General features: G+C 45.5%; 26 protein-coding genes and 1 tRNA gene. 12 read left to right on the top strand and 15 right to left on the bottom strand.

Features of this window, described 5'->3' with window-relative positions:
- Positions 1-12: 12 nt before the first annotated feature.
- Complete coding sequence (locus KW844_RS15965) at positions 13-765, bottom strand: SDR family NAD(P)-dependent oxidoreductase (RefSeq protein WP_218377789.1); 753 nt, start codon at positions 763-765, stop codon at positions 13-15.
- A 415-nt stretch (positions 766-1180) separates the two neighbouring features.
- On the opposite strand from KW844_RS15965, the gene KW844_RS15960 reads away from it, so the two are divergent.
- The 6 genes from KW844_RS15960 (at position 1181) to KW844_RS15935 (ending at position 5709) form a co-directional block, all read left to right on the top strand.
- Entirely contained in the window at positions 1181-1525 is a 345-nt protein-coding gene (locus tag KW844_RS15960; protein WP_218377788.1) for a hypothetical protein, read from the top strand.
- Between the two features lie 187 nt (positions 1526-1712).
- A complete protein-coding gene (locus KW844_RS15955) occupies positions 1713-2243 on the top strand; it encodes an RNA polymerase sigma factor (RefSeq protein WP_255578486.1) in 531 nt (176 codons plus the stop codon).
- Between the two features lie 10 nt (positions 2244-2253).
- Entirely contained in the window at positions 2254-3888 is a 1635-nt protein-coding gene (locus KW844_RS15950; RefSeq protein WP_218377787.1) for a hypothetical protein, read from the top strand.
- A 188-nt stretch (positions 3889-4076) separates the two neighbouring features.
- Positions 4077-4150, top strand: a tRNA-Pro gene (locus tag KW844_RS15945).
- Between the two features lie 156 nt (positions 4151-4306).
- Complete coding sequence (locus tag KW844_RS15940; RefSeq protein WP_218377786.1) at positions 4307-5209, top strand: AraC family transcriptional regulator; 903 nt, start codon at positions 4307-4309, stop codon at positions 5207-5209.
- An 89-nt stretch (positions 5210-5298) separates the two neighbouring features.
- Positions 5299-5709 carry a VOC family protein gene (locus KW844_RS15935; protein ID WP_218377785.1) on the top strand — a complete coding sequence of 137 codons (411 nt, stop codon included), beginning with the start codon at positions 5299-5301 and terminating at the stop codon, positions 5707-5709.
- A 94-nt stretch (positions 5710-5803) separates the two neighbouring features.
- Here the strand turns inward: KW844_RS15935 and KW844_RS15930 are convergent, their stop codons facing one another.
- The 7 genes from KW844_RS15930 to KW844_RS15900 all read right to left on the bottom strand — a co-directional run bounded on the left by KW844_RS15930 (position 5804) and on the right by KW844_RS15900 (position 11352).
- A complete protein-coding gene (locus KW844_RS15930) occupies positions 5804-6598 on the bottom strand; it encodes an SDR family NAD(P)-dependent oxidoreductase (RefSeq protein ID WP_218377784.1) in 795 nt (264 codons plus the stop codon).
- A gap of 51 nt (positions 6599-6649) precedes the next feature.
- Entirely contained in the window at positions 6650-7231 is a 582-nt protein-coding gene (locus KW844_RS15925) for a TetR/AcrR family transcriptional regulator (RefSeq protein WP_218377783.1), read from the bottom strand.
- Between the two features lie 38 nt (positions 7232-7269).
- Positions 7270-8181: an AraC family transcriptional regulator gene (locus KW844_RS15920; protein ID WP_218377782.1), complete on the bottom strand. Its 912-nt coding sequence runs from the start codon at positions 8179-8181 to the stop codon at positions 7270-7272.
- A gap of 28 nt (positions 8182-8209) precedes the next feature.
- Positions 8210-9223 (bottom strand): aldo/keto reductase, encoded by a 1014-nt coding sequence (locus KW844_RS15915; protein WP_218377781.1) that lies wholly within the window; start codon positions 9221-9223, stop codon positions 8210-8212.
- Between the two features lie 173 nt (positions 9224-9396).
- The gene (locus KW844_RS15910; protein WP_218377780.1) at positions 9397-10254 is read right to left on the bottom strand and encodes a phosphatase PAP2 family protein; all 858 of its coding nucleotides are present in this window, start codon (positions 10252-10254) and stop codon (positions 9397-9399) included.
- A 7-nt stretch (positions 10255-10261) separates the two neighbouring features.
- A complete protein-coding gene (locus KW844_RS15905) occupies positions 10262-10666 on the bottom strand; it encodes an NUDIX domain-containing protein (RefSeq protein ID WP_218377779.1) in 405 nt (134 codons plus the stop codon).
- Between the two features lie 17 nt (positions 10667-10683).
- On the bottom strand, positions 10684-11352 hold the full coding sequence (locus KW844_RS15900) for a Crp/Fnr family transcriptional regulator (protein WP_218377778.1): 669 nt from the start codon (positions 11350-11352) through the stop codon (positions 10684-10686).
- Between the two features lie 109 nt (positions 11353-11461).
- Here KW844_RS15900 and KW844_RS15895 point away from each other — a divergent pair, with 109 nt between their 5' ends.
- Positions 11462-13162, top strand: a complete 1701-nt coding sequence (locus KW844_RS15895; protein ID WP_218377777.1) for a chloride channel protein — start codon at positions 11462-11464, stop codon at positions 13160-13162.
- Positions 13163-13347: 185 nt separating this feature from the next.
- On the opposite strand, the gene KW844_RS15890 is transcribed toward KW844_RS15895, so the two are convergent.
- Positions 13348-13923, bottom strand: a complete 576-nt coding sequence (locus KW844_RS15890; RefSeq protein WP_218377776.1) for an NADPH-dependent FMN reductase — start codon at positions 13921-13923, stop codon at positions 13348-13350.
- A 32-nt stretch (positions 13924-13955) separates the two neighbouring features.
- A complete protein-coding gene (locus KW844_RS15885; RefSeq protein ID WP_218377775.1) occupies positions 13956-15206 on the bottom strand; it encodes a serine hydrolase in 1251 nt (416 codons plus the stop codon).
- A 101-nt stretch (positions 15207-15307) separates the two neighbouring features.
- On the opposite strand from KW844_RS15885, the gene KW844_RS15880 reads away from it, so the two are divergent.
- Positions 15308-15703, top strand: a complete 396-nt coding sequence (locus KW844_RS15880; protein ID WP_218377774.1) for a helix-turn-helix domain-containing protein — start codon at positions 15308-15310, stop codon at positions 15701-15703.
- Positions 15704-15944: 241 nt separating this feature from the next.
- Here the strand turns inward: KW844_RS15880 and KW844_RS15875 are convergent, their stop codons facing one another.
- Entirely contained in the window at positions 15945-16148 is a 204-nt protein-coding gene (locus KW844_RS15875; protein WP_218377773.1) for a hypothetical protein, read from the bottom strand.
- A 118-nt stretch (positions 16149-16266) separates the two neighbouring features.
- Between KW844_RS15875 and KW844_RS15870 the strand changes: the two genes are divergently transcribed.
- Positions 16267-16890: an ATP-binding cassette domain-containing protein gene (locus KW844_RS15870; protein WP_218377772.1), complete on the top strand. Its 624-nt coding sequence runs from the start codon at positions 16267-16269 to the stop codon at positions 16888-16890.
- A 32-nt stretch (positions 16891-16922) separates the two neighbouring features.
- Here KW844_RS15870 and KW844_RS15865 read toward each other — a convergent pair whose 3' ends face one another.
- Positions 16923-17672: a DUF4184 family protein gene (locus tag KW844_RS15865; RefSeq protein ID WP_218377771.1), complete on the bottom strand. Its 750-nt coding sequence runs from the start codon at positions 17670-17672 to the stop codon at positions 16923-16925.
- A 131-nt stretch (positions 17673-17803) separates the two neighbouring features.
- Between KW844_RS15865 and KW844_RS15860 the strand changes: the two genes are divergently transcribed.
- Together KW844_RS15860 and KW844_RS15855 are read left to right on the top strand one after the other, a co-directional pair.
- A complete protein-coding gene (locus tag KW844_RS15860; protein ID WP_218377770.1) occupies positions 17804-18337 on the top strand; it encodes a YceI family protein in 534 nt (177 codons plus the stop codon).
- A 28-nt stretch (positions 18338-18365) separates the two neighbouring features.
- Positions 18366-19616, top strand: coding sequence for a DEAD/DEAH box helicase (locus KW844_RS15855; protein ID WP_218377769.1), 1251 nt, complete (start codon positions 18366-18368; stop codon positions 19614-19616).
- Positions 19617-19747: 131 nt separating this feature from the next.
- Here KW844_RS15855 and KW844_RS15850 read toward each other — a convergent pair whose 3' ends face one another.
- The gene (locus tag KW844_RS15850; RefSeq protein WP_218377768.1) at positions 19748-20332 is read right to left on the bottom strand and encodes a YceI family protein; all 585 of its coding nucleotides are present in this window, start codon (positions 20330-20332) and stop codon (positions 19748-19750) included.
- A 146-nt stretch (positions 20333-20478) separates the two neighbouring features.
- Entirely contained in the window at positions 20479-20931 is a 453-nt protein-coding gene (locus tag KW844_RS15845) for a MarR family winged helix-turn-helix transcriptional regulator (RefSeq protein WP_218377767.1), read from the bottom strand.
- A 145-nt stretch (positions 20932-21076) separates the two neighbouring features.
- Here KW844_RS15845 and KW844_RS15840 point away from each other — a divergent pair, with 145 nt between their 5' ends.
- Entirely contained in the window at positions 21077-21619 is a 543-nt protein-coding gene (locus KW844_RS15840) for a DinB family protein (protein WP_218377766.1), read from the top strand.
- Between the two features lie 50 nt (positions 21620-21669).
- On the opposite strand, the gene KW844_RS15835 is transcribed toward KW844_RS15840, so the two are convergent.
- On the bottom strand, positions 21670-22410 hold the full coding sequence (locus KW844_RS15835; protein ID WP_218377765.1) for a 3-oxoacyl-ACP reductase family protein: 741 nt from the start codon (positions 22408-22410) through the stop codon (positions 21670-21672).
- Between the last annotated feature and the right edge of the window lie 464 nt (positions 22411-22874).

The raw sequence follows: 22874 nt of genomic DNA, 5'->3' as shown, positions 1-22874 counted from the left end.
GCGCTACGATTGTTAAAATGCATATCTCCGCATTCCTCCATCCACTACCGCTACCGTACCCGTCACATATTTCGATCTCGGTGATACCAGGAACGCGGCCATATTCGCAATGTCTTCCGGTTCTCCAAAATCACCCATCGGTATTTCCCTTTCAGCAAATTTCTTTCGTTCTTCTCCGGGGAAGATTCTGCGTATCTGCGCGGAATCGATAATGCCAGGTTGCAGGCTATTCACCCGGATACCATGTGGGGCCAGTTCACCCGCCAGTGCTTTTGACCAGGACACAATCGCGGCTTTAGCTACAGCCGAAGCATTAATGCTGCGCAGCTCGTAGGTACTGGCTAAGTTTAGTATCGCCCCCTGCTTACGTGCGATGAATTGTGGCAGTAATGCCTGTGTTAATTGCCTGTGATGGTGGAAGTCGAGCGTAAAAGCTGCCTGCCACTCTTCCTCCGGTGCAATGGGTGCCAGGGGGCGACTCGCACCTGCATTATTAATCAGAATATCCACTGTTCCGAAGATATCCAGTGCAGCAGCGGCAATGGCTGCAGGTCCGCCTGGCGCAGTGAAGTCCTGTACAAATATGGCTGGTACTACTCCGCCTTCTGCTTTAATCTCTGCTTGTAAATCCGTTAATAAAGCTTCATTCCTTGCCGTGGCTAATACGCTTACTCCCTCTGCGGCAAGGGTTTTAACAATACTGCGACCAAGTCCCTGACTGGCGCCTGTTACTACTGCTGTTTTGTGTTGAAGATATAAATCCATGATGCTTATAAATTTTGTAATACAAATCTGTATGGCAAATGTATTGCCTGAATCCAGCAGGAGTATGTATTACAACCGATTGTTGGTAGCACACAATTTTGTTAGTAGGGGATAAAAAAGCGGAGACCATAAACGTCTCCGCAATATGGGGCCAACAAGATAACTCCAGTGCTACGTCAGATAATGCAGATGGTTGTATTCGAGTTTCTTTAATCGGTTAGGAGTAGTAGGGTAAAAGTACAAAGCCTTGTTTACCAGTGAGGTTCAAAAATGGCAGTCGGCCATATCTGTTTCCTAAGTGGAGGCTTTAGGATTATAAGTGCGGATACGCCAACTTATCTACTGCTAAAAATTTGCATACCAACCCAACCTTTCGCTTGTATGCCCCCGTTTAATTCAGTATAAACTATTTTCTATGAGATGCATTCCCATGCTCTGTTTAATGTTGCTGCTCTGTGTAGTCATTGGCTGCCGTAAAGAAAATGACACATTTGAATCACTGAAGGCCAGTTCGTTGGCAATGTCAAAAGACTCCTCCGGAATACCAGGTGATTCCACAGGGCATCCTGGCGATACCATTATCCTTCCTCCAAAGGATACAAATATTCACCTACCCGGAGATACTACTATTTATCCGCCTGTAGACTCAAACTGGCATCCCCCGGTGGACTCTCAATGGCACCCTCCTGTTGATACGCCCAGGTATCCGGTAGATACACCCTGGCATCCGATTGATAGTTCAATCGCCTCCCGCAGGTAATGCAGCTATCGTATAGCCGGCAGTGTTAGTAATACTGCAAGGGCGTAGTATATTTATGTTGCTGTATGCTGTAACTAAATATATAAACGGATGATCGTTATTTAAGCCTTGAAAAGTAACTATCGCCGATGATCATAAAGAACCATTATTCATATTCTTAACCGGTACTGTAACCAGGATTAGTCCATTGGAAGATATTCAGCAATTGGTACGGGATTGTTTGGCCAACAACAGGCTCAGTCAGGAACGACTATACCGGAAATATTATCCGGCACTATTCCTATTGTGCAGAAAGTTCTTCAGTAATCCGGAAGAGGCAGTAGAAGTGTTGAATGATGGTATGTTGCAGGTGTTTACACAACTAAATAAATACGATGCCGGAAAAGGCGAGTTTTTTAACTGGGCTTATACGGTTGTCAGAAATACGGCGTTAGACCGTGTAAGGCTTCGGAAATGGCCCGTAAGTCAGGAGCTGGAGGAGGATGTAGGTTTTACGCAGAATAATATACTGAGGAAATTGGCCTGGGAAGATGTGTATAAACTACTGGATAATCTTCCTCCCGCTACCAGAGCCGTCTGCTCGCTGTTTTACCTGGAAGGGTTTTCTATCAGAGATATCAGTGAAAAGCTGCAGCAAAGTCCAGGAACTGTAAAATGGCACCTCAGTGAAACGCGCAGTAAACTAAAGCCAATATTGGAACAATACTACCTTAAATAATGTACCGCCTGTGAACGAAAGCAATTTGCATAAGGGCCTGCCCAACGATGGCACTCCACCCATTCACATTCCTCCTGTCGGCGACAGCTGGATGAAAATGGAGGAGCGCCTCAATGAAGCTATGCCACTGCAACCGGATATCTCCGGAACGGCTTTCCCGGAAAACACAGGCACAACTGAACAAACAACCATGGAAAATAACGTTGGTAATGCCTTGCCAGCAATATCCCGGATAATAAAGATTTCCGGTAGCCTGGTAGTAATGGCAGTAATCACAACAATAGTCACCTGGCAAGTGATGACCTATAGTACGAAGCATCATCAAAGCCAGACCTCCAGTTTGCAGGAACAACGTTCTTTTCCTCCGGATAAGAGCAGCACTACTGCACCAGGGAATGCAAATATTGGGACCGCTGAAATACAAAACACAATACCGTCCGAATTATCAACGTCTGATAAAGAGAGCCCCGGCAGCACCAGCCATACCTCTGCTCAAAATGGTGTGTTGGACAAGCCTGTAAATGATAGGAAAGAGGTAGGTGAGCGTAATGGTAATAAAGTGGAAAGTACAATTAACAGTAGTGATGCGCAATCAGCCGGAGTAGGTAAAACCATGGGAGGAGAGATGGATATAGAAGGACTGAATGGGACTGGCGGAGGCGCTGAGCCAGGGCTGTCAATGAATACAGGAGCCAAATTGCATGTAGGGAGGAACGTTAAATCCGATCGTGCACTTAACATGCCTGACCGCAGGGTAAATGCTGCTGACAACTCCAATAAAGCATCCCGTTTGGCTGATGATAAAATAGCCAATAGTGTCGCTGATCCTTCAACCGCTATCAATACTAACGATAAGCACTTATCCACCTCTTCCGGTGCTGCCGTCCCTACATCGTTACTGATGTCACTGCCGGCATACCAAACACCCGCTAACCGCCGCATCAGCGCAGCCCTGCAAGCACCCCCTACTCTAACTACCCAGCATCAACTGGGATGCCCCACCGGACCCCGGCAAAGAGGCTACTGGCAAATAATGCCACAATGGACAGCCCAGTTGCCCATCAACGGCTCCCTGAGCTGGTACAAAGGCCCCAACGGTAATAGCCAGCTGTATAAAATACCCATCCCCGGCATCAGGGCCGAACGTACCTGGCTGAATGCAGCCCTTAGCCTCGACCTCAACGCCCTGGCAACACAGGCTTTTAACAACAAATGGTACGACACCGTCCCCTATCTCGGCAGCGGCACCAACATCATCTTCGTCAGCCTTATACAAACCTTCGGCTACAGCGCCACATTGTCCTATAGTCATCGCGTGAAAGACAACTGGTTTGCTGGCGTAGGCGCCCAGGCATACTACGCACACCTGGCAGGAATACAACGAACCTATCAGTACAGTCTCACCAATGATACTGCCCGACTCCCACAATTCTTTGGCGATAAAACAGAAATATGGAAATCAATCGGACGTTTCCAAAGCAACGCCACCGCTGAAATATATTATGACCATAGCAAATGGCAGGCAGCCTTCAGAACTACCATTCCCGTGTATTTCCAGCGACTCGAACCAATCTCAGACCCAATTAAACCCAAACTGCAACTGGAATTGTTGTTCCGCTGGAAAATAATTTCTCCTAAATACTGATCGCTGAAACTCTTTGTGGTATACATTCTTGAACGAATTTTTGATTGATGCGCTATGCTGATTAAACCCTTCATTCAAAAAAAAAATAAAAAAAATAGAACTCCCGATTTGGTTTTCTCGCAAACTTCGCTACCTTTGCACTCCGCAATCAGAGATACAAACACTCGGATTGCACACCGGAAAAAGTTCGGGGTGTAGCGTAGCCCGGTATCGCGCCACATTTGGGATGTGGAGGTCGTAGGTTCGAATCCTGCCACCCCGACTTAGAAAAAGGACAAAATAGCACATGCTGTTTTGTCCTTTTTATTTTTACTATATCAAGCTCATCGGAGCTCCTGTTGAAACCAATTTTATTGCGCTATATTTAGGAGTAAACAAGCTTCCATTAAACGAAGCTGCATGACTCCCGGATTAGCATATGGATCAACTAAATACTTTACTGCCGTATTACACCGATATAAATGACTTTCTGGCTTCCATACCCTGGCCCGGAAGAACCACGAATCCAGACTTCTACTGCCTGAGATTAACGAAACTTAACCTCGAAGACTTACAGGTTTATAAACCACCCTTTAAACGATCCTTTTACTTTTTTGCATTGTTGCACAACTCCGGAAGCGTAGAGGTAAACTATGGCGGTAAAAAGGTGAATAATCCGGAATCTTACCTCGTGTTCCACTCCCCGAATCTATTGTATAGCTTTTCGCATAATAATTCGCTCGAAGGATATGTTATCTATTTTAAGCCAGCATGTTACTCCTTCTTCAAGCCCGATTTTCACAAAACGTTTCCGCTTTTCGATGTGCTGCACACCAACTTGTTTAAATTTGAATATGAAACCTTCCGGCAGCTCGCACCACATTTTGAAGAAGTATTTATGGCCTACGAACGCTCTTCACAGGCTCAGCATATGGAGGCCCGTATCAAACTATTAGGTCTGTTGTATTTCCTGGAAGGTTACGCTAACGAAAAAAAACAAAACATCAGGCAGGCCAATGCACAGCAGTTGTTACTGCAGCGATTCATCCAGTTAGTTAATCATCACTATATCGATAAGCGAACTGTTAAGGAATATGCAGATATGTTATCCGTTACCGCAAACTATCTGTCGCAATCAGTTAAATCACTCACCGGAAAAAATGCGCTGAGCTATATCGCAGACCGCCTCACAAGCGAAGCCAGGTCACTCATACAATACACCGACTTTGAAATATCCCGGATTGCATATCAATTGAATTTTTCTGATCCTGCCAATTTTGGGAAATTCTTTAAAAAACAGGTAGGACGCTCCCCATTGGAATATCGCAAGTTGCACAAGTGATGGAATGGACTTATTTAACCAACTAATTGACCAAACGTTTTGAAGTGGAAGCTGTTGTTTTGTATCAGTAATTTTTAAATCTTCATATTATGTCAAAACAAGTTTTTATTAACCTTCCTGTAGCGGACTTGAAGAAATCAATGTCTTTTTATGAAGCCATCGGTTTTAAAAATAACCCACAGTTCACTGATGAAACAGCTGCCTGTATGGTGGTAAGCGATACCATATTCGTGATGCTGCTTACACATGATAAATTCCGGCAGTTTACCCCGAAAACAATCACCGATGCAAAAAGCAACATTGCAGTGATCAACTCTCTTTCTATGAGCAGTAACGATGAGTTGAATACATTTATCGAAAATGCACTGAAAGCAGGTGGACGGGAATACCGGGAACCAGTGGATTACGGCTTTATGCAGCAGCGTAGCTTTGAAGATCTGGATGGTCATAATTGGGAAGCGGTGTATATGGATATGAGTAAAATGCCTCCTCAGGTTTAAACTTATAACGTTGTACTAAAAAAAGTCGGATACCTTAGGGTGTCCGACTTTTTTTAGTGTGTCAGGCATATCACATCCATCTTCCGAAAGCACCCTACAAAATTGTATTTAAAACGCCTCCATCTGCCCTGATCGCCGCCCCGTTAATCACTATCGCCAGCGGACTGCAAAGATAACAGGCAATACCTGCTATTTCTTCCGTAGCAATAAAACGCTGTAATAATGATTGTGGATTGGTACTTTGAAGAATGGCCGATTTCATTTCCAATTCTCCGGTATTATTTGCCTGCGCAATATGCTTAACAGCACCGGCAACGCCTTCTGAATAAGTAGGTCCACCTACTATTGTGTTTACAGTTACCGCAGTACCTTTCGTCAGTTTGGACAGCCCATTGCTTAATGACAGCATAGCTGTTTTGGTCATACCATAGTGAATCATATTGGAAGGGACATTCACACCGGACTCACTGCTGATAAATATTATTCTCCCCCATTTACGGGCCAGCATGCCGGGTAGCAGGAAACGTGACAACCGAACACTGCTCATCACATTTATGTCAAACATACTTTGCCACTCGTTGTCTTCGATACTTGTAAAATCTTTTAACCCAAATACGCCCACATTATTCACCAATATGTCCACCTCCGGCAATTCCGCCAGTAATGCGTTCACTTCCTCCACCACCGCAAAAGCTGCCGCTATTCCACGGACATTAGCGCCAGGTACGGCTGCCCCTAATTTTTGAACAGCCGCATTCACTTTATCCTTTGTTCTTCCATTGATGATTACAATGGCCCCTTCCTGTAATAGCTGCAACGCTATAGCAAAACCAATGCCCTGCGTAGCACCACTGATAAAAGCAGTTCTACCTTTCAACTGTAAATCCATATCTGTTTTTTAATTTTGTAATGATCGTTACAATAATTGACCAGAAAAAAGTCAGCTTAATACTGACAGTTGAAGCTCAATTAATTTCTGCAAACCTTGAGCATGCGGATACATCCGCCTGGTCACGTTCAGGCCGTTCCATACGGTAATCAGGTATCGCGCCAGTAATTCAGCAGAAGATGGGTTTTGAATAGCACCGGTATCCTTTCCTTGCTGAATGGCCCAGGCAAACATTTTTTCCACTTCTTTTAAAATGGCTACCGCTTCTTCCTCCAGTTGCGCATCTATAAAGGTCATTTCTACCACGGTATTGGCTATAATACAGCCTTTCAGGTGTTCCTGCTCACTGGCTGTAGCCAAGGACCGGAAAAATCCTTTGATGTCATCTACAGGAGAAGCGCTCCCCTTTAGTTGCGCTTTGAATGCCATAAAAGCCGTCCTGCGCTGCTGAATAGCCTTCCTGAAAAGTTCCTTTTTCCCACCTTTGAAGGTATTGTAAAAGCTGCCACTGCCCATCTCCATAGCTTTTAATAAATCATCCAGCGATGTTGCGGCATATCCCTTTTGCCAGAATACCTGTTGGGCCAGTCCTAATACATATTCCTGGTCAAATGTAGATGGTCTTCCTTTCATATTTTGTAGTAATCGTTACAAAATTAGGGGAATTCTGATTAATTGAAAAGTTTTCTGTAAGCCAAGGGGGTGTAATTTGTTTTGTGCTTAAACAACTTGTTAAAGGATTGAGGGTAACCAAAGCCAAACAGGTACGCTATTTCAGCCACAGTAAGGTTGGTGGTGGTGAGCAACTCTTTGGATTTTTCTATCAGCATATCCTGCATATGTTGCTGCGTACTCTTGCCAGTTAAAGAACGTAGCATGTTACTTAGGTAATTGGGGGAAATATGCAGTTGGTCGCAAAAGTATTGAACGGAAGGTAAAGCCAGTTGATGCGTGTGATGGTCCGAAAAATATGCAGATAGTAAAGATTCGAATTTTGCCAATATATCATTACTCAATGCTTTACGTGTCAGAAACTGCCGGTGGTAAAACCGGTCGGAGTAACTCAATATCAGGTCAATATAAGAAAGCAGCACACTTTCACTGTAAGCATCTATCGACTTGTTAATTTCTGTACGCAGGAGCTGCATTATTGTAAGGATGGTTTCTTCTTCCTTTTCTGAAAGATGCAAGGCTTCGTTGGCGGCATACCCAAAAAAGTCATAGGTTTTAATTTTCGCGGCCAGCGGATGCTTGCCCAGGAAGTCGGGATGAAAAACCAAACACCAACCTTTGGGATGGTGTCCCTCCGATATGTTTGATATGACTTGTTTGGGACCAATAAACGACATCACTCCTTCATCAAAATCGTAATGACTTTGTCCGTATTTAACTTTTTGATCTGCTTCTTTCTTAATGGAGATAGTATATAAATCCAATGTCACGCAGCGGTATTTTTCATCTGCAGGATACTCCATGTCCTCAAAGTTAAACACACTGACAAGAGGATGCTGTGGCATTGGTAGCGACAGTATCCGATGTTGCTCGGATACTGTTTTGATGTGATATGGCGCCTCTTTTTTCATGTCATTGATTGAATACAAAAGTAAATAATTACTGGTCAATGATACTCATCGATGCTTTGTCGTACCGGTCGCCCAGTACGGTACCTGCCGGAATGATGGATGCCAGGCGATCCAAGTCATCCGCTGTTAAGGTAATTGCAGTAGCTGCTATATTTTGTTCCAGGTACTTCACTCGTTTGGTACCAGGTATAGGCGTGTGCCCCTTCGATAATACCCAGGCAATCGCCAGCTGGGAAGGAGTAACCCCTTTTTCTGTAGCCAGGGAAGTAACGGCGGCTGCCAGTTCCAGGTTTTTTACCAGTTGATCCCCCTGAAATCGTGGCATCGTATTTCTGAAATCGTCAGCAGGTAAGTCTTCTGGCCTGCGAATATTGCCGGTAAGATACCCGCGGCCCAACGGAGAATAAGCGACAAAGCCTATCCCAAGTTGATGCAGTGTGTTAATAATGCCTGCCTCTTCTACGCTTCTTTCGAACAACGAATATTCTGATTGTACTGCTGTAACAGGATGTATTCCATGTGCCTTGATGATGGTTTCACTGGATACTTCTGACAAACCGATATAGCCTACTTTTCCTTCCTTTATCAGGTCGGATATACTACCTACTGTTTCCTCTATGGGCGTTTGGGGATCTAGCCGATGTAAATAATATAAGTCGATATAATCCGTTCCCAGGCTGCGGAGCGACTTTTCAACCGCTTTTTTCACATATCCTTTTTGTCCGTTAATTCGCCAGGTCGGTTGATTGTTGTCATCAATCTCATATCCAAATTTAGTAGCAATGATATATTTGTCCCGATTGCCTTTAATCGCTTTGGCTATTAATTGCTCATTCAGGAAGGGGCCATAAATGTCGGCGGTGTCTAAAAAGTTGCCACCTAGCTCCAGGGAACGGTGAATTGTTTTTATAGCTTCCGTTTCATCTGCCGGGCCATAGATATTGCTGCCGCCGGCAAAAACGGTCATACCCATACAACCTAAACCAATGGCGGGTATTTCTAACCCCTGGGTGCCTAGCTTTCTTTTTGTGATCATGCTCATATACTTTCTGTTTTACCATGCAAAGGTCACAATGGGTAAATTTGAAAAAGTATCCGTATCTCACAATAGTGTATCCGAATAATGTAACGTCCGTTTTTCTCTAATAGCAAAAGTCAGCTACCAAACGGCATCTGACTTCTTAACTGTATATTGAAAAGTTATTTGAAAAGTTTTTACTGCAACATCAACTGCATCGCCTTCTTATGTTCCAGCTCCCGATGATGGCGGAACACACTCTTCGTCACAAAATGCCCCAGCGACATGCCAATCAATATATCACTGCTCCAGTGGCGGTTTTCGTACATCCGCGTAATACCTGTTAACCCGGCAATGCCATAGGCCACCCAGGGCACCCACGGATGATCTTTGCCATATAACTCGGCAACGGCAGTCGCTACCGTCATCACTGTATTGCTATGTCCGGAGGGGAAAGAGGTATGTTGTTTATCCTTGCTAAATGGTGGCGCAAAATTAAAAGGACTGTCGTAATAGGTAGGGCGGCCACGTCGCACCACACTTTTTATAACCGTATAAACAGCAGTGGAAATCAGGAGCGATTTTGCGGCCATTAAACCACCGCTCTCCAGTTTACGGTCATGCGTAATAACGCCGGCCACATACATGCCTGCTACAATGTAAGGAGCGTAGGCATTGCCAAATGGCTCTATCTGATCGGTAACGCTGGTCCAGAAGTTAGTTTGATTGTGTACAAAAAATTGCTTTATACTGTAATCGCTTGCTAGCAGTACACCAGTCAAACCTACTAACGCGCCCGCCTGTATGAAATTTTTCTTCTCCCAATGAAGTGGCCGCGTTACCGTATACTTGGTATCATCCCAGATACTACGCAGGTAGGTTCCGTTGATGCGGTACAGAATGGTGGTATCTGCCGCAGTAATAGCTGGAGCAGTGGTATCAATTGTCTTGGCGACATCCAGCGTGTCCTGGGCTACCCTGGTGGTATCTTCCTGTGCGTAGAACCCTGATCCTGCTATCAGCAGCAGTAGTAAACCTAAAATTCTTTTAATCATCTTTTGTTCAGTCTATTAAGCCGTCGTCCTGCAGCTTACGAAACGCGGTAAGGACACCAGGTACCTGGTGCTGCTCCGTGCTGTAGTCAGCAGGACTAAAAAATCTAATCGCTTCTATTTCTGCCGTAGGTTGAGGTATTGATGTAAGTTGGCACAAATAAGTGTGCTGCTTCATCAGCTTATTGTTTTCACCGAAAGCGGGCGCTTCGATATAGTAATACTCGCGCAACTGCTCTGGAGTCAACTCAAGGTTAAGTTCTTCCCTTATCTCACGCCTGATAGCCTCCAGATTGGTTTCTCCCGGATCTACCTTTCCGCCGGGAAGGTACCAGGCCTGCTTATTGCGACTAAAAGCCAGTAAGAGTTTCCGGTTTTCCAGCACAATAAGTCCTACACAATTTATGTAATCCATCCCGCAAAAATAACTCATTATTCAATGAGCTTTCGCAGGCGCTTTTCATCGCAGATGGAGATTTCTTTGCCTGATACGGTCACAATGCCTTCGTCTACCCATTCATTCAACGTTTTAAAAAGCGTTTCGTACGTAGTGCCGGCAAAAGAAGCAATTTCCTGGCGACTCAGTGTGCTCAGTATGGCCCCCTGGGGCGTTATTCCGAAAATCCTGGAAAGTTTCAGCAGCGCATTGGCCATCCTGCTTTTGGCACTCATATGTACCATATCGCGCATGCCCTGCTCGGCACGCTGTAGCTCGTTCCCGTAAAAAAGCACCATTTTGTAAGCAAGCTCATGATTTACCAGCAGGGTGGTGTGGAAAAATTCTGCCGTAATAAAGCAAGCCTCCACTTCCTCAATGGCAGTGGCAGTCACCGGGTAAAAGTGATCTTCCCCAAGCCCTCTGTGTCCCAGGATATCCCCTGCAGCAGCGAATTTTACAATCAGGTCCTTATTGTCGTCCCCCCACTTTTTATGCACCTTCACCCTGCCTGAATGCATAAAATACACCCCTTTTACTTCCTCTTTTTCATGGAAAATGACCTCATTCTTCTTGAAATGCCGGACGGTGGCGTTGGTGGCAATGGCCGCCTGCCATTCGGCTAAACTATGCTGGCAAAGGAAGCAATGTTGATGTAAATGCATGGATTATATATAGATTTTATTGCCTTGGCAATAAATATTTTAATAAAATGACCAGATATTCTTGTTTAAATATTGCCAAGGCAATAATTTTGCACAAAAATACGCTATAATGAGTCACAAAAATAGGAAGCCGGCAGTATTTATTGCCCCTTCACTGGATAAATCAGCCTATGACCTCAAAAAAACATCTGAAAACGCAGTGTCTGGAAGATTGTTCTATGTGTGTGTGCAGGTAGTGATTAATGCAATTATCATCGGTTTCATCGCCAAAGGACTAGTAGCGTTAATCAGCCTGATTACCAACCTCTCTTTTTATGGAAAATTTTCTTTTGAAGAAGCAAGCCCCGCTCATAATCAATTAGGCTTATGGGTGATCATCATACCAATTATTGGTGCGGTTATTATTGGAATCATGGCGCGACTCGGATCATCCGCCATTCGTGGTCATGGCATTCCCGAAGCCATGGAGCAGGTACTGACCAACGAAAGCAAAATCAAACCGGTTATTACCATATTAAAACCATTGTCTGCCGCCATTTCTATTGGTACAGGCGGGCCATTTGGTGCGGAAGGCCCGATCATCTCCACAGGCGGTGCATTCGGCTCCTTTGCCGGGCAAATCATGCGGATATCGCCCAATGAACGTAAAATCATGCTCACGGCAGGGGCTACCTCCGGTATGGCCGCTATTTTCGGCACGCCGGTGGCCGCCGTATTGCTGGCAATTGAACTGTTATTATTCGAATTCAGCCCCAAAACAATAATTCCTGTGGCGCTGGCGTGTGCCACCGGCACCGCCATGCACATTCTTATGTTTGGTTCCGGGCCGGTATTCCCTATGCCTGAACTGGCCGCTCCCACCGCAGCAGCACTGGCCTGGTATGTAGGTATTGGCGCTATCATTGGTGTGCTGGCTGCACTGGTATCTAAGAGCATTTACGTGATAGAAGATCTTTTTGAAAAAATTCCTATCCACTGGATGTGGTGGCCTGCCATTGGTGCGGTAGCCATTGGTGTGGTAGGTTATTTTGCGCCTTACACCCTGGGTGTAGGCTATAACAATATTACAGAACTGCTGAGCGGCAACCTGCCACTGCAAATGGTGCTGGGTCTCTGCATTCTCAAGTTTATTTCGTGGTCAATCTCACTGGGCAGTGGTACCAGTGGTGGTACACTGGCGCCTCTGCTTACCATCGGTGGCGCCACTGGTGTACTGATCGGCATGATGGTAATGCACTTTGTACCAAACAGCGAGATCAATCTCCCTACCTGCGCACTCATAGGCATGGCAGCGATGTTTGCCGGCGCAGCCAGAGCGCTGCTCACTGCGGTAATCTTCGCCTTTGAAGTAACCATGCAGCCGCACGGCCTGCTGCCACTCTTAGGCGCCTGCACGGCCTCCTATTTCGTGTCTTTCTTTTTGATGAAGGGAACGATCATGACGGAAAAAATCCAGCGTCGTGGGGTTGCCACACCGGATGCATATGAGCCGGATATCCTCCAGCGCCTCAAAGCTGGTGACGTAATGGCGGCTGCCCGGCAGGAAGAAGATGCAAAAGACACAGAGATTTACGTATATCCTGATACACCGCTGCATGTAGCCGTAGCCCTCATGAGCGAATATAAACTCAATAGCCTCCCTGTTCTCAATACTGCGGATAATACGCTGAATGGTATTATCACGCCAGCCCTGGTGTTCGATGCCTATACCAACTTCCGCCAAACCGGCGATCAGCATCAGCAGGTTATTTCCGTCAAAAGACGCAGAAACAAGCTGCTCGTCCGGGGTCGGCATCTTTTTAATCGTTGATAGTTTAGCGTAAAAGCAAAGCAAAAACGGCTGCCGTTACTGGCAGCCGTTACTTTTAAGAACTATTATCTGGTATAAGGACAAATAGGGATAGGATTCACAGCAAAAGAAATAATTTTTCCTTTACCTGCAATAGTTCCCCGCCAAAATGGTATTTAAGTGTGATAACCATTTTTCGTATAGCCTTATACTTTATTAAAAGCAGGTGGGTGTAGGTAGACGTCATCCTCCCGGGGGGCCACAGCCACGGCCAGGAGCGCATGCATCAGCCGGTCAATCGCCGTGAGCGTTTCCCCGTGCGTAATCACCCCTTCGGGACTCATCTTCGTTTTTATTGCCGGTATTACCAGCTGCATCTCCTCCCTTATCCTCGACTCAATAATCAGTAAGGTGCCTAACAAAGATTGATGGGCATGTACCCCGGATGTACCGGCAGTGATCAGCGCCACCGCCTTCTTCGAAAACTCCATGCTGGAAACCGTCCAGTCAATCGCATTCTTCAAACTACCGGGAACGCCTATAGCATATTCAGGTGTACAAATTAAAACCGCATCCGCGGCTCGTAACTGCGCACGAAAGGCGGCCACCGCCTCCGGCGGCTGCTCCTGATCGAGGTCGGGATTGAAATGCGGTAACTGTGTGAGTCCGTTGTATAACGTGACCTCCGCCTCCCCCGCATAACGCTCCGCAATAGCTGCTATCAGCTGGTGGTTGGACGACTGCTGCCTGGTACTTCCTGAAATAGCCAGAATCTTAATCATAGCATGTTAATTAGCAACAGCAATTTAAGCGATCAATTCGATACTGCACCATATACCACCTGCTGCAAGTTTTCCCGGAGTGAATTAAAATCTTCCGGCAGGTATTCCTGTGTTAAGATGATACCGATGATCCCCGACTCCGGATCCTGCCAGTATTTAGTATTGAAAGCTCCTCCCCAATAGATGGTTCCTATGCCGGCAGGCACCAGGTGCTGCGTACGTGGACTAATAACGGCCACGCCTAAACCGAATTGCAACTGGTCTGTATTGGCACTGCCGGTAAGGTGATTCACGCGCATTTGCGCAATGGTAGCCGGACTCAAAAAGCGATGTCCCTTGTAGGTGCCGCCTGATTCCAGCATCAAAAGAAATTGTGCATAGTCCATAGCAGTACTGCTGAGTCCACCGCCACCCGAATGAATGGTATGCGGATCTGTGGGATATTGCGGATCTACGCCGTTAAAAAGCAATCCGTTCACCTTTTGCAGCTTACCATCAATTCGTTGTTGCAGCGTTACCAGGCGATGTTCCTTTTCCAAAGGCAGATGGAAATGGGTATCGTGCATGTCCAGCGGATCGAATATCCGCTCCTGGAAAAATTGTTCCAGCGTTTGTCCGCTCCATAACTCCACCAGATAGCCAAGGATATCAGTATTGAGGCCGTACGTAAAGGCGTCGCCGGGATGGTGCAGTAATGGCAGCGCGGCAAGTTTTCCGACCAGGGTCTGTAAAGATTCATGCGTGCCGAAAACAAATCCCAGACCGGATTTGGCGTAAATGGCGTTCATGCGCGGATCTTCTGAAATGCCGCCATAGCCTATGCCGGAAGTGTGTGTGAAAAGATCCCGGATGGTGATGGGCCTTCTTGCCGGAAGGGTAGTATAAGTACCGTCCTTTTCATGGTAGGTATCGAGTACAGCAGTGTCTTTAAATGCTGGAATATGCTTGTGCAGCGGATCATCCAGGCGATAGCAGCCTTCCTCCAGCAACATCAGTGCGGCCACGCTGGTAACGGCTTTTGTTTGTGATGCCACCCGGAAAATGTGGTTTGTCCGCATAGGTGTTCCCGAGGCCACATCCGCATACCCTACAGCTTTGTTATACATTACTTTCCCTTTCTGCAGGATGAGAATATGAGCGCCGGTCATAGCGCCACTGACCAGGCGCCTGTTGGCAAATTCATCTATACGGATGGTAAGTAGCTTACTGTCAAGCGTATAGAGCTGATTGCCAGCTTTTGTTCCGGGTTCGGTAGTTAATACGGTATTATTGTATGTTTCCATGACTTGAATGTTTTAAATTTGTGAAACAAAGGTAATACCAGTTGACCCGCATATTCAATACTGTGGCGGATTGTAAGGAACTAACAAAAATGTAAGTAAGCATGGCCAGTATCAAAAAAAACTCTACCAATAATATTAACAAGGAGATCATAATTGCCAGATGTTCCGAGGCTTATGCCATGGATATGATAGGCACACGCTGGAAACTCTCCGTTTTTTACCAGCTGAAACACGGCCCTATGCGCTTTAGTGCATTAAGAGATAGCATAGGTAACGTCACTGATCGTATGCTTACATTACACCTGCGCGAAATGGAGCGGGACGGGCTGGTCATCCGAACAGTATACCCGGAAGTGCCGGCGCGCGTGGAGTATTCACTCACCGAAAGCGCAGTGGAGCTGCAGCCGGTATGGGAGTACCTGCGTGCCTGGGGTAAACGGCATATGGACCGGCAGCAAGGGTTGACACCGGCACCATTGCATGATACATTGGACTAGCGTGATTGTTGTTGTGAGAAAATTATTTTCGTTTATCTGTTAGCGTTATAAGGATGGTATTTATCAGAATAATCATTATCGTTGATACGTTGAGGTTATTAACTTAATTCATGCTTATCGTGATTTTTTATTTACGTGTATACGTTACAGTTGATTTTTGTTATTGTTTCTTTTGTAAAAAAAACTGTCTGCATTAAAGCTCCCAAGCCTATAAATACAGTTGTTTAGCATAGTATTTGCCCTATAGTCGCAAATCCCTGAAATGTTGTTCCACTATTATCGGATGATTACTGCACTCAATCTGCCCTTTTCCCTGGCCGGGGCGGTACTGGCTTGGATTGCGACGGATTACGATGTTTATATTTGTTTCCTGACTTTTGGCATGGGTTGGCTGACTTTTGGTTTTCTCCTGGCGCTCATCTTCTTCAAACTGCGCTATAATCACGTTTATTACTTCTATTACAATAAAGGTTATAGTCCCAGATGGCTGGTCATTTGGTCATACGTAATAAATTTCTGTGCAGCCGTCTTGTTATTTTGCGGCTATAAACTGATCAACTCCTATGTTACACCGGCTTGAAGTGGATAAGATAAATAAATCGATCAAGGGAAAAATATTGTTGTGTGATGCAGGAATATCCTGTGAAACCGGGGAGATTGTTGGTCTCATGGGACGTTCCGGTGTTGGTAAATCTACGTTGCTCAGGATTATTTTAGGTGCAGAACCGGCAGAAAAAAAGAGCATTCGAATCGACGGGGTGTCTCATCCGGCACCTTTTAAATCAAGGAACATCTTAGGGTATCTTCCTCCCGTGCGTTTTATACCCAATAACTTAACCATTGGCAAAATTTTAAACCTTTATCTCCCCAACAAAAATATGCGGGAAAAAGTGATAAGCCATCCGGAAGTCAAGTCACAGCTGCACTTACGACCTGGTTTTTGTCACGGTGCAACCGCCCGGCTTTTCGAAATACTGTTGCTATTGCACATGGATTTCAAATTCTTATTGCTGGATAACCCATTTGGCGGAATGGATCCAACGATGATAGATGAAGTCACACAATACCTAAAAGATCATAAAACCGAAAAAGGAATTATTATAACTGATTATTTTGCCCGGACTGTGATGTCGTTAAGCGATCGGCTGGTGTTGATAGACAATTTTACGTGCTGGCAGGTTAAATAATTTGCTGAACTGGAGCACATAGATATATCCCCTCAGGTATTTTTTAGAGAGATGTAAACGCCGTTGCGCCACAAGTCTATCGCAGCCACTCCAAAGTATCCATACATGACACCTCCCAGGATGATAGCAAGGTAATCGAGTCCCTGGCAGGCTATGAAATGCACCTGCTCATTGATGATCAGAATAAGGGTAGATAAGATGGCTGCCAGCACCCAGAAAACTAATGCAGGTCTTAATGGCGTTTTTTTGACCGGCTGCCTTACGGGAATCAGGAAAAAGTAATAGAACAGCACGATCAGCCCCACAACGGAGGTCAGAATCTGCATGAGGTACCAGGCCGGCAGTCGCCCCCAATTGCTCTGTAAACCTGTTAAAATCTTCACAAAAAATCCGCTTTCATGGGTAAAGGCATCCAGGAAGAGATGGGTGGTAATCCCCGCGAGTACTGAATACAGCACTACAATAGTATGTTGCATAAAATACCGGTGCCAGTTGAAAAAGCGGTAACGGGCCACCCGTGCGGCTGCGAACGTGGGTGCATAACGCATCACCGGATAGCGCAGCCAGTGGTGCCAGGCATAAGCCAGCAAAATAGCCAGGGGTAAGTCGTACAGGAAAATGCCAGGTAAATGGTGCCCCGCATCCGCATAGGGATTCAATTGGAAAAAGTACAGGAAATCCGGTACCATACTGCCTATTATCAATCCACTCATGGATGCATATTTAGGCCTGATCTTATATAAAGGCGCCACTATGGCGGCGTGCGAAATGGTAAACGGCATATGCTCTACGATGATTTGGAACTATTTTTGGTGGCTGGATGGAAAATCGTCCATCGATTACGGTAATTTATCCAAATATATTTACGTTATAACACTTAATTTTATAGTCTAATAGAAAAATAGAAGAAACCATGGCAACCTGGAAAATTGACGAAGCGCACAGCGAAATCGGCTTTAAAGTAAAACACCTGATGATTACAAATGTTAGCGGTTATTTTACCCGCTTTACAGGTGAAGTAAAAACAGATAGTGAGGACTTTCATGATGCATCGATTTCCTTCGAAGCAGCAGCCGACAGCATTGACACCTCCAACACACAGCGCGATGAGCACCTGAGAAACGGTGAATTCTTCGATGCTACACATTTCCCTAAAATCAGTTTCGTTTCTACCAAAGTTAAAAAACTGGAAGATAAACAGTATCACTACAGGGTGTTGGGCGATCTGACGATTAAAGACCAGACGCATCCCATTGAACTGGAAGTGGAGCATGGTGGTGTTACAAAAGACCCATGGGGCCAGGAAAAAGCCGGCTTCACACTAAAAGGCCGCTTACACCGTACCGATTACGGCTTACGTTGGAACGCGACCACAGAAGCGGGCGGACTGGTACTCAGCGACGAGGTTAAACTCAACCTGGAAGTACAGTTGGTGAAAGCGCAGTAATGCCACGGCTTCTCCTTATCTTTGGCGCATGAAATTCGAACAGTACAACATTTCGTCCGAGATAAAGAAGAGCCTGGCTGATTTGGGCTTCAAACGCCCTACAGATATACAATTCAAGGCCATCCCATCTATCCTCAAAGGAGACGATGTGATGGCCGTTGCGCAAACAGGAACCGGTAAAACAGCCGCTTTTGCCATTCCTGTGCTGCACCGCCTCCAACAACAAAGCTTCAGATACGATAAACGTAAATATGAGGTGAAATGCCTCGTAATGGTACCCACCCGGGAACTCGCCATTCAAATAGCTGAGGTATTCCAGCAAATAGCCCAGTATACGGACCTGTCCATCCTCGCCCTCGTAGGTGGGGTAGACCAGGACCCGCAAATAAAAATCCTTGAAAAAGGGGTGGATGTACTGATCGCTACTCCGGGCCGTATGTTCGACCAGCTGAATCAGGGGCATATCGACCTTCGCAGCGTGGAAACCCTCATCCTCGACGAGGCGGATCACATGTTGGACCTGGGTTTTATCCGCGATATCCGCGATGTAATCAAGCACCTGCCACGCACACACCAAACGCTGTTCTTTAGTGCCACGCTGGACAAGGATATCAAGGACCTCGCTTATTCTGTCGTAAATAACCCTATCCGTATTCAAATATCTCCGCAGGACCCGGTTTCTAAGAACGTTACGCACGCCGTTGCCTATGTAGGCATGGATGATAAACGCTTTTTCCTGGAACGCCTGGTGAAAGAGTTTCCTGAAAATAAAATCCTGGTGTTTGTACGTACCAAAGTACGTGCAGAACGTGTAGTGGCCGCTATGGCCCGCGTGGGCATCACCGCCCTTGCCATGCACGGCGGAAAGGAGCAGGACGACCGCCTTTCTGTAATGGAAGAGTTTAAAAGCGGCGCTATCAAAGTGCTGGTAACTACTGATGTAAATGCCCGTGGTATCGATATCCCCAACGTGGAATATGTGGTTAACTATGACCTTCCTGACGTTCCCGAAAACTATGTACACCGTGTAGGTCGTACCGGTAGAGGTGTGCAGAAAGGTAAGGCCGTATCATTCGTGAGTCCGGAAGAAAAGCCCCTCCTCGATGAAATACAAAAATTCATTGGAAAGCCTATCAGCGAAATGACGATTAGCAAGGATGATTACCGCGAAACAGTCAGTTTCTCCGAAGATGTGCCAAATGATAACTGGCAGCTTCTGCTGGATGAGCACAATAAGGAAATGGAAAATGTGAAGAAGAAAAAGAAGAAGAAAAAATAAATGATCACCATAAACAAGAAAAGCCTTCGCTGAGCGAAGGCTTTTCTTGTTTATGGTGGGAGCCGGGCACCCGCCCTGCATCCCCCTCAATAAACGCATGGCCGAAGACTATGCGTTTATTGTAAAATGAATTACTGTTTTACGACTTCCACATTCACCAATACATCCACGGTAGGAGATACCGCATAAACACCGGAAGGTAATTTATCCGCATACTTCACACCATAGTCCAAACGGTTAACAGTAGCTTTTGCAGTAAAACCTGCTCTTCTCAAGCCCCATGGATCTTTACAGATACCGTTGAAGGTAACGTCGAAGGGTACACGTTTAGTGGTGTTACGAATGGTAACATCTGCCAGCATCAGATACTTATTACCGGTGATTTTTTTGAAGGAAACACTTTTTACAGTGATAGTTGGATATTCCGCTGCGTTGAAAAAGTCATCTGTTTTCAGGTGGCCATCGCGTTGTGCTACACCGGTATTGATGCTGTTTACATCGGCAGTGAATTCAATTTTTGCATTCTGAAAGCTGGTGCTGTCGGCAGTTTCCACGATACCATCGAATTTATCAAACTTACCGTTGATGTAGTTGATCCCGAGGTGATTAACGTTAAAGCCAATTTGTGTATGTGCAGGATCTGCCGCCCATTTTACCTGTGCAAAAGAGGATACACCCGTCAGCAATATAGCAGCGAATAAGAAAACTTTTTTCATGATTTGTAAATTGTAATTTGTAATTTATTTAAAAGTATTTGTTAGTAATCCTTATTATATTCAAACAATAAAATTAATAGCAGGGTTTGAATTAATAATCGTATCTACTATTATTGTATATACAACAGTTAGGCCAAAAAAATAGCTCAGCCTCTGAGCTTATCCAGCAACTCATTGAGCTGAAAGGCTTCTTCCTTACTCAGGCGCTGGAAAATACGTTTGTTATTGGCCTCCACCACCGGATCTAATTCCTCCAGTAAAGCCAGGCCCTTGGCAGTGATTTCAATTTCTACCTTCCTGCGATTTTCCTCGCATTGCTTACGTGTTAATAAGCCTTTCTGTCGCAACTTTTCTACCAGGCGGGTCGCATTACTCATCCTGTCCATCATGCGCTCCTGGATATCCAGCAGATTCAATGGCGCAGGCCTGCTCCCACGAAGTATACGCAGCACATTGTATTGCTGAGAAGAAAGATCGTAGGGTTTCAGCGTATGCAAGATTCCTGCTTCCACCCATCCGGAGGTAAACAGGATATTCAGCATCGCACGCTGATAGTCGTCTTTAAATTTCGACTGCTTTAATTCTTCTTCTAATCTCATTATTACAGTTACAACTATTGTATATACAACAAAAGTAAAGATTATTCTGATTCCCGCAAAAAAATAATAAAAATTCCTGAAAATACTACTGACATACTGTTGTCATACCCCGGTTGTTACTTTGTATTAACAAAACGAAATCAATATGTTACAAGCTACACATCCAATGACAGCCACTACATCTTCCTTTACTGGAACTATCCTTGACCAGGTGCGCTACAACTGCTGGGCAAATACTACCCTCGTAAACTTCCTGCGTACGAAATCACCTGAACTGCTGGAAAAAAACGTAGCCTCCAGCTATCCAAGCATAAAGGCTACGTTATTACATATGTGGGATTGTCAGGATTGGTGGATGGCCAATATGCGCAATGAACAACCGGGTTTTTCCTGGACCGAAGGCTATAACGGTACCCTGGATGATATCCTCACCGGCATCGTAGAGAACTCCAACGCCTTGGTAAATTATGTGGAAAACCTGGCTCCGTCACAATTAACGGATACCTGCCTGGTAGCCATTCCCTTCACCGGCGACTTCCTGATTCCCCGTTCTGAAATGATGCAACAGGTAGTAATGCACAGCACCTATCACAGAGGACAGGCGGTGACTATCGGTCGCCAGCTTGGCTTCACGGATGCACCTAATACGGACTTAATGTGGTACCTCTTGCTGATAAAAAATAAATAAGTCGGATAGGAGCAATGGCGCCTCTGGGAAAATGTTGGCTGGGATCTCCGTTAGATATTATACCCGCCGTCGATCGTTTGCTCAGTACCGGTAATAAAGCTGCTCTCAGGGCTGGCCAGGAATGTCACCAATGATGCAATTTCCCTGGCTTGCCCGTAACGGCCAACCGCCGTTTGAGAACGAATACCTTCAGCATGGGGACTATCCGCTGGATTCATATCCGTGTCTATCGGTCCCGGCTGTACGAGATTTGCTGTAATGCCCCTCGCTGCCAGATCCCGCGCCAGTCCCTTGTTTAGCCCTAACAACGCAGATTTGGACATGCTGTACAATAAACCACCAGCCGTTGTTAGTCGCTCCGCCATGTTACTGCCAATAGTAATGATACGGCCACCTTCCGGCATATGTGCCACCGCCGCCTGCGCCGCTACAAACACCGCCTTTGTATTTACTGCCATCATATGGTCGTAATCTTCCAGCGTATAGTCCTCCAACTGCTTCATCTGAAACACTCCGGCATTGTTTACCAGGATATCAATGCGGCCAAACGTAGCTACCGCCTGCTTTACCGCTTGCTGAATGTCTGCAGGTAATGCACTGTCTGCCTGCACCGCCAGCGCTTTACGCCCCTGCTGCTTTACTTTTTCTACTACCTGCCCGGCACTGTCCGTACTCCTGGCATAAGTGATCACCACATCCGCACCTTCTGCTGCAAACCGTTCTGCTATCGCAGCGCCCATACCGCGACTACCGCCGGTTATCAGGGCTACTTTGTTTTCCAGTCTTTTCATAGTATTCATTTTTTGTAGCACAAAACTATTGCGGAGATTTGGGGCAGAGAAGAACGGCAACAATTGTTAATAACTAACCTGAATGTTAGTTAAGCCACCAGAAAGGGTTTTCGGTGGTGAGGTTTGACAATGGACTTTTCAAAAATGGGATGCAACTGCTTTCTTTATGGATATTTATTTACCTCGCCACAACTCCCACAACGAATCCATCAATAACGCTAATAGCAAAAAGAGGTACTGTTTTGATTTCCAAAAAAAGCAGAACTTTATTTTAAGGAAGACCTGGTTTTTATGGCAAGGTTTATCCTGTGCAGGCAGACTTAGGTCTGCCTGTTTTATTTATAATTGATATAAGATACTTTAAAAGTTACGATGCGTACCTATAAATAGTATTGTTCTTCCACATAGCATATGTCAGGAGCAGGATTTTACGCTGTAAGGCTGTCGCTCCTATCATTTTACTG

It is taken from the genome of Chitinophaga sp. sic0106 (assembly GCF_019219075.1).
Taxonomy (GTDB): domain Bacteria; phylum Bacteroidota; class Bacteroidia; order Chitinophagales; family Chitinophagaceae; genus Chitinophaga.
This window is presented reverse-complemented; position numbering and strand designations above follow the sequence as displayed.

What these genes read in the sequence shown, in the direction of transcription:
- KW844_RS15965 (WP_218377789.1), bottom strand. Translation starts at nt 765, where the DNA reads ATGGATTTATATCTTCAACACAAAACAGCAGTAGTAACAGGCGCCAGT.
- KW844_RS15960 (WP_218377788.1), top strand. Translation starts at nt 1,181, where the DNA reads ATGAGATGCATTCCCATGCTCTGTTTAATGTTGCTGCTCTGTGTAGTC.
- KW844_RS15940 (WP_218377786.1), top strand. Translation starts at nt 4,307, where the DNA reads ATGGATCAACTAAATACTTTACTGCCGTATTACACCGATATAAATGAC.
- KW844_RS15935 (WP_218377785.1), top strand. Translation starts at nt 5,299, where the DNA reads ATGTCAAAACAAGTTTTTATTAACCTTCCTGTAGCGGACTTGAAGAAA.
- KW844_RS15930 (WP_218377784.1), bottom strand. Translation starts at nt 6,598, where the DNA reads ATGGATTTACAGTTGAAAGGTAGAACTGCTTTTATCAGTGGTGCTACG.
- KW844_RS15925 (WP_218377783.1), bottom strand. Translation starts at nt 7,231, where the DNA reads ATGAAAGGAAGACCATCTACATTTGACCAGGAATATGTATTAGGACTG.
- KW844_RS15920 (WP_218377782.1), bottom strand. Translation starts at nt 8,181, where the DNA reads ATGAAAAAAGAGGCGCCATATCACATCAAAACAGTATCCGAGCAACAT.
- KW844_RS15915 (WP_218377781.1), bottom strand. Translation starts at nt 9,223, where the DNA reads ATGAGCATGATCACAAAAAGAAAGCTAGGCACCCAGGGGTTAGAAATA.
- KW844_RS15910 (WP_218377780.1), bottom strand. Translation starts at nt 10,254, where the DNA reads ATGATTAAAAGAATTTTAGGTTTACTACTGCTGCTGATAGCAGGATCA.
- KW844_RS15905 (WP_218377779.1), bottom strand. Translation starts at nt 10,666, where the DNA reads ATGGATTACATAAATTGTGTAGGACTTATTGTGCTGGAAAACCGGAAA.
- KW844_RS15900 (WP_218377778.1), bottom strand. Translation starts at nt 11,352, where the DNA reads ATGCATTTACATCAACATTGCTTCCTTTGCCAGCATAGTTTAGCCGAA.
- KW844_RS15895 (WP_218377777.1), top strand. Translation starts at nt 11,462, where the DNA reads ATGAGTCACAAAAATAGGAAGCCGGCAGTATTTATTGCCCCTTCACTG.
- KW844_RS15890 (WP_218377776.1), bottom strand. Translation starts at nt 13,923, where the DNA reads ATGATTAAGATTCTGGCTATTTCAGGAAGTACCAGGCAGCAGTCGTCC.
- KW844_RS15885 (WP_218377775.1), bottom strand. Translation starts at nt 15,206, where the DNA reads ATGGAAACATACAATAATACCGTATTAACTACCGAACCCGGAACAAAA.
- KW844_RS15880 (WP_218377774.1), top strand. Translation starts at nt 15,308, where the DNA reads ATGGCCAGTATCAAAAAAAACTCTACCAATAATATTAACAAGGAGATC.
- KW844_RS15870 (WP_218377772.1), top strand. Translation starts at nt 16,267, where the DNA reads ATGTTACACCGGCTTGAAGTGGATAAGATAAATAAATCGATCAAGGGA.
- KW844_RS15865 (WP_218377771.1), bottom strand. Translation starts at nt 17,672, where the DNA reads ATGCCGTTTACCATTTCGCACGCCGCCATAGTGGCGCCTTTATATAAG.
- KW844_RS15860 (WP_218377770.1), top strand. Translation starts at nt 17,804, where the DNA reads ATGGCAACCTGGAAAATTGACGAAGCGCACAGCGAAATCGGCTTTAAA.
- KW844_RS15855 (WP_218377769.1), top strand. Translation starts at nt 18,366, where the DNA reads ATGAAATTCGAACAGTACAACATTTCGTCCGAGATAAAGAAGAGCCTG.
- KW844_RS15850 (WP_218377768.1), bottom strand. Translation starts at nt 20,332, where the DNA reads ATGAAAAAAGTTTTCTTATTCGCTGCTATATTGCTGACGGGTGTATCC.
- KW844_RS15845 (WP_218377767.1), bottom strand. Translation starts at nt 20,931, where the DNA reads ATGAGATTAGAAGAAGAATTAAAGCAGTCGAAATTTAAAGACGACTAT.
- KW844_RS15840 (WP_218377766.1), top strand. Translation starts at nt 21,077, where the DNA reads ATGTTACAAGCTACACATCCAATGACAGCCACTACATCTTCCTTTACT.
- KW844_RS15835 (WP_218377765.1), bottom strand. Translation starts at nt 22,410, where the DNA reads ATGAAAAGACTGGAAAACAAAGTAGCCCTGATAACCGGCGGTAGTCGC.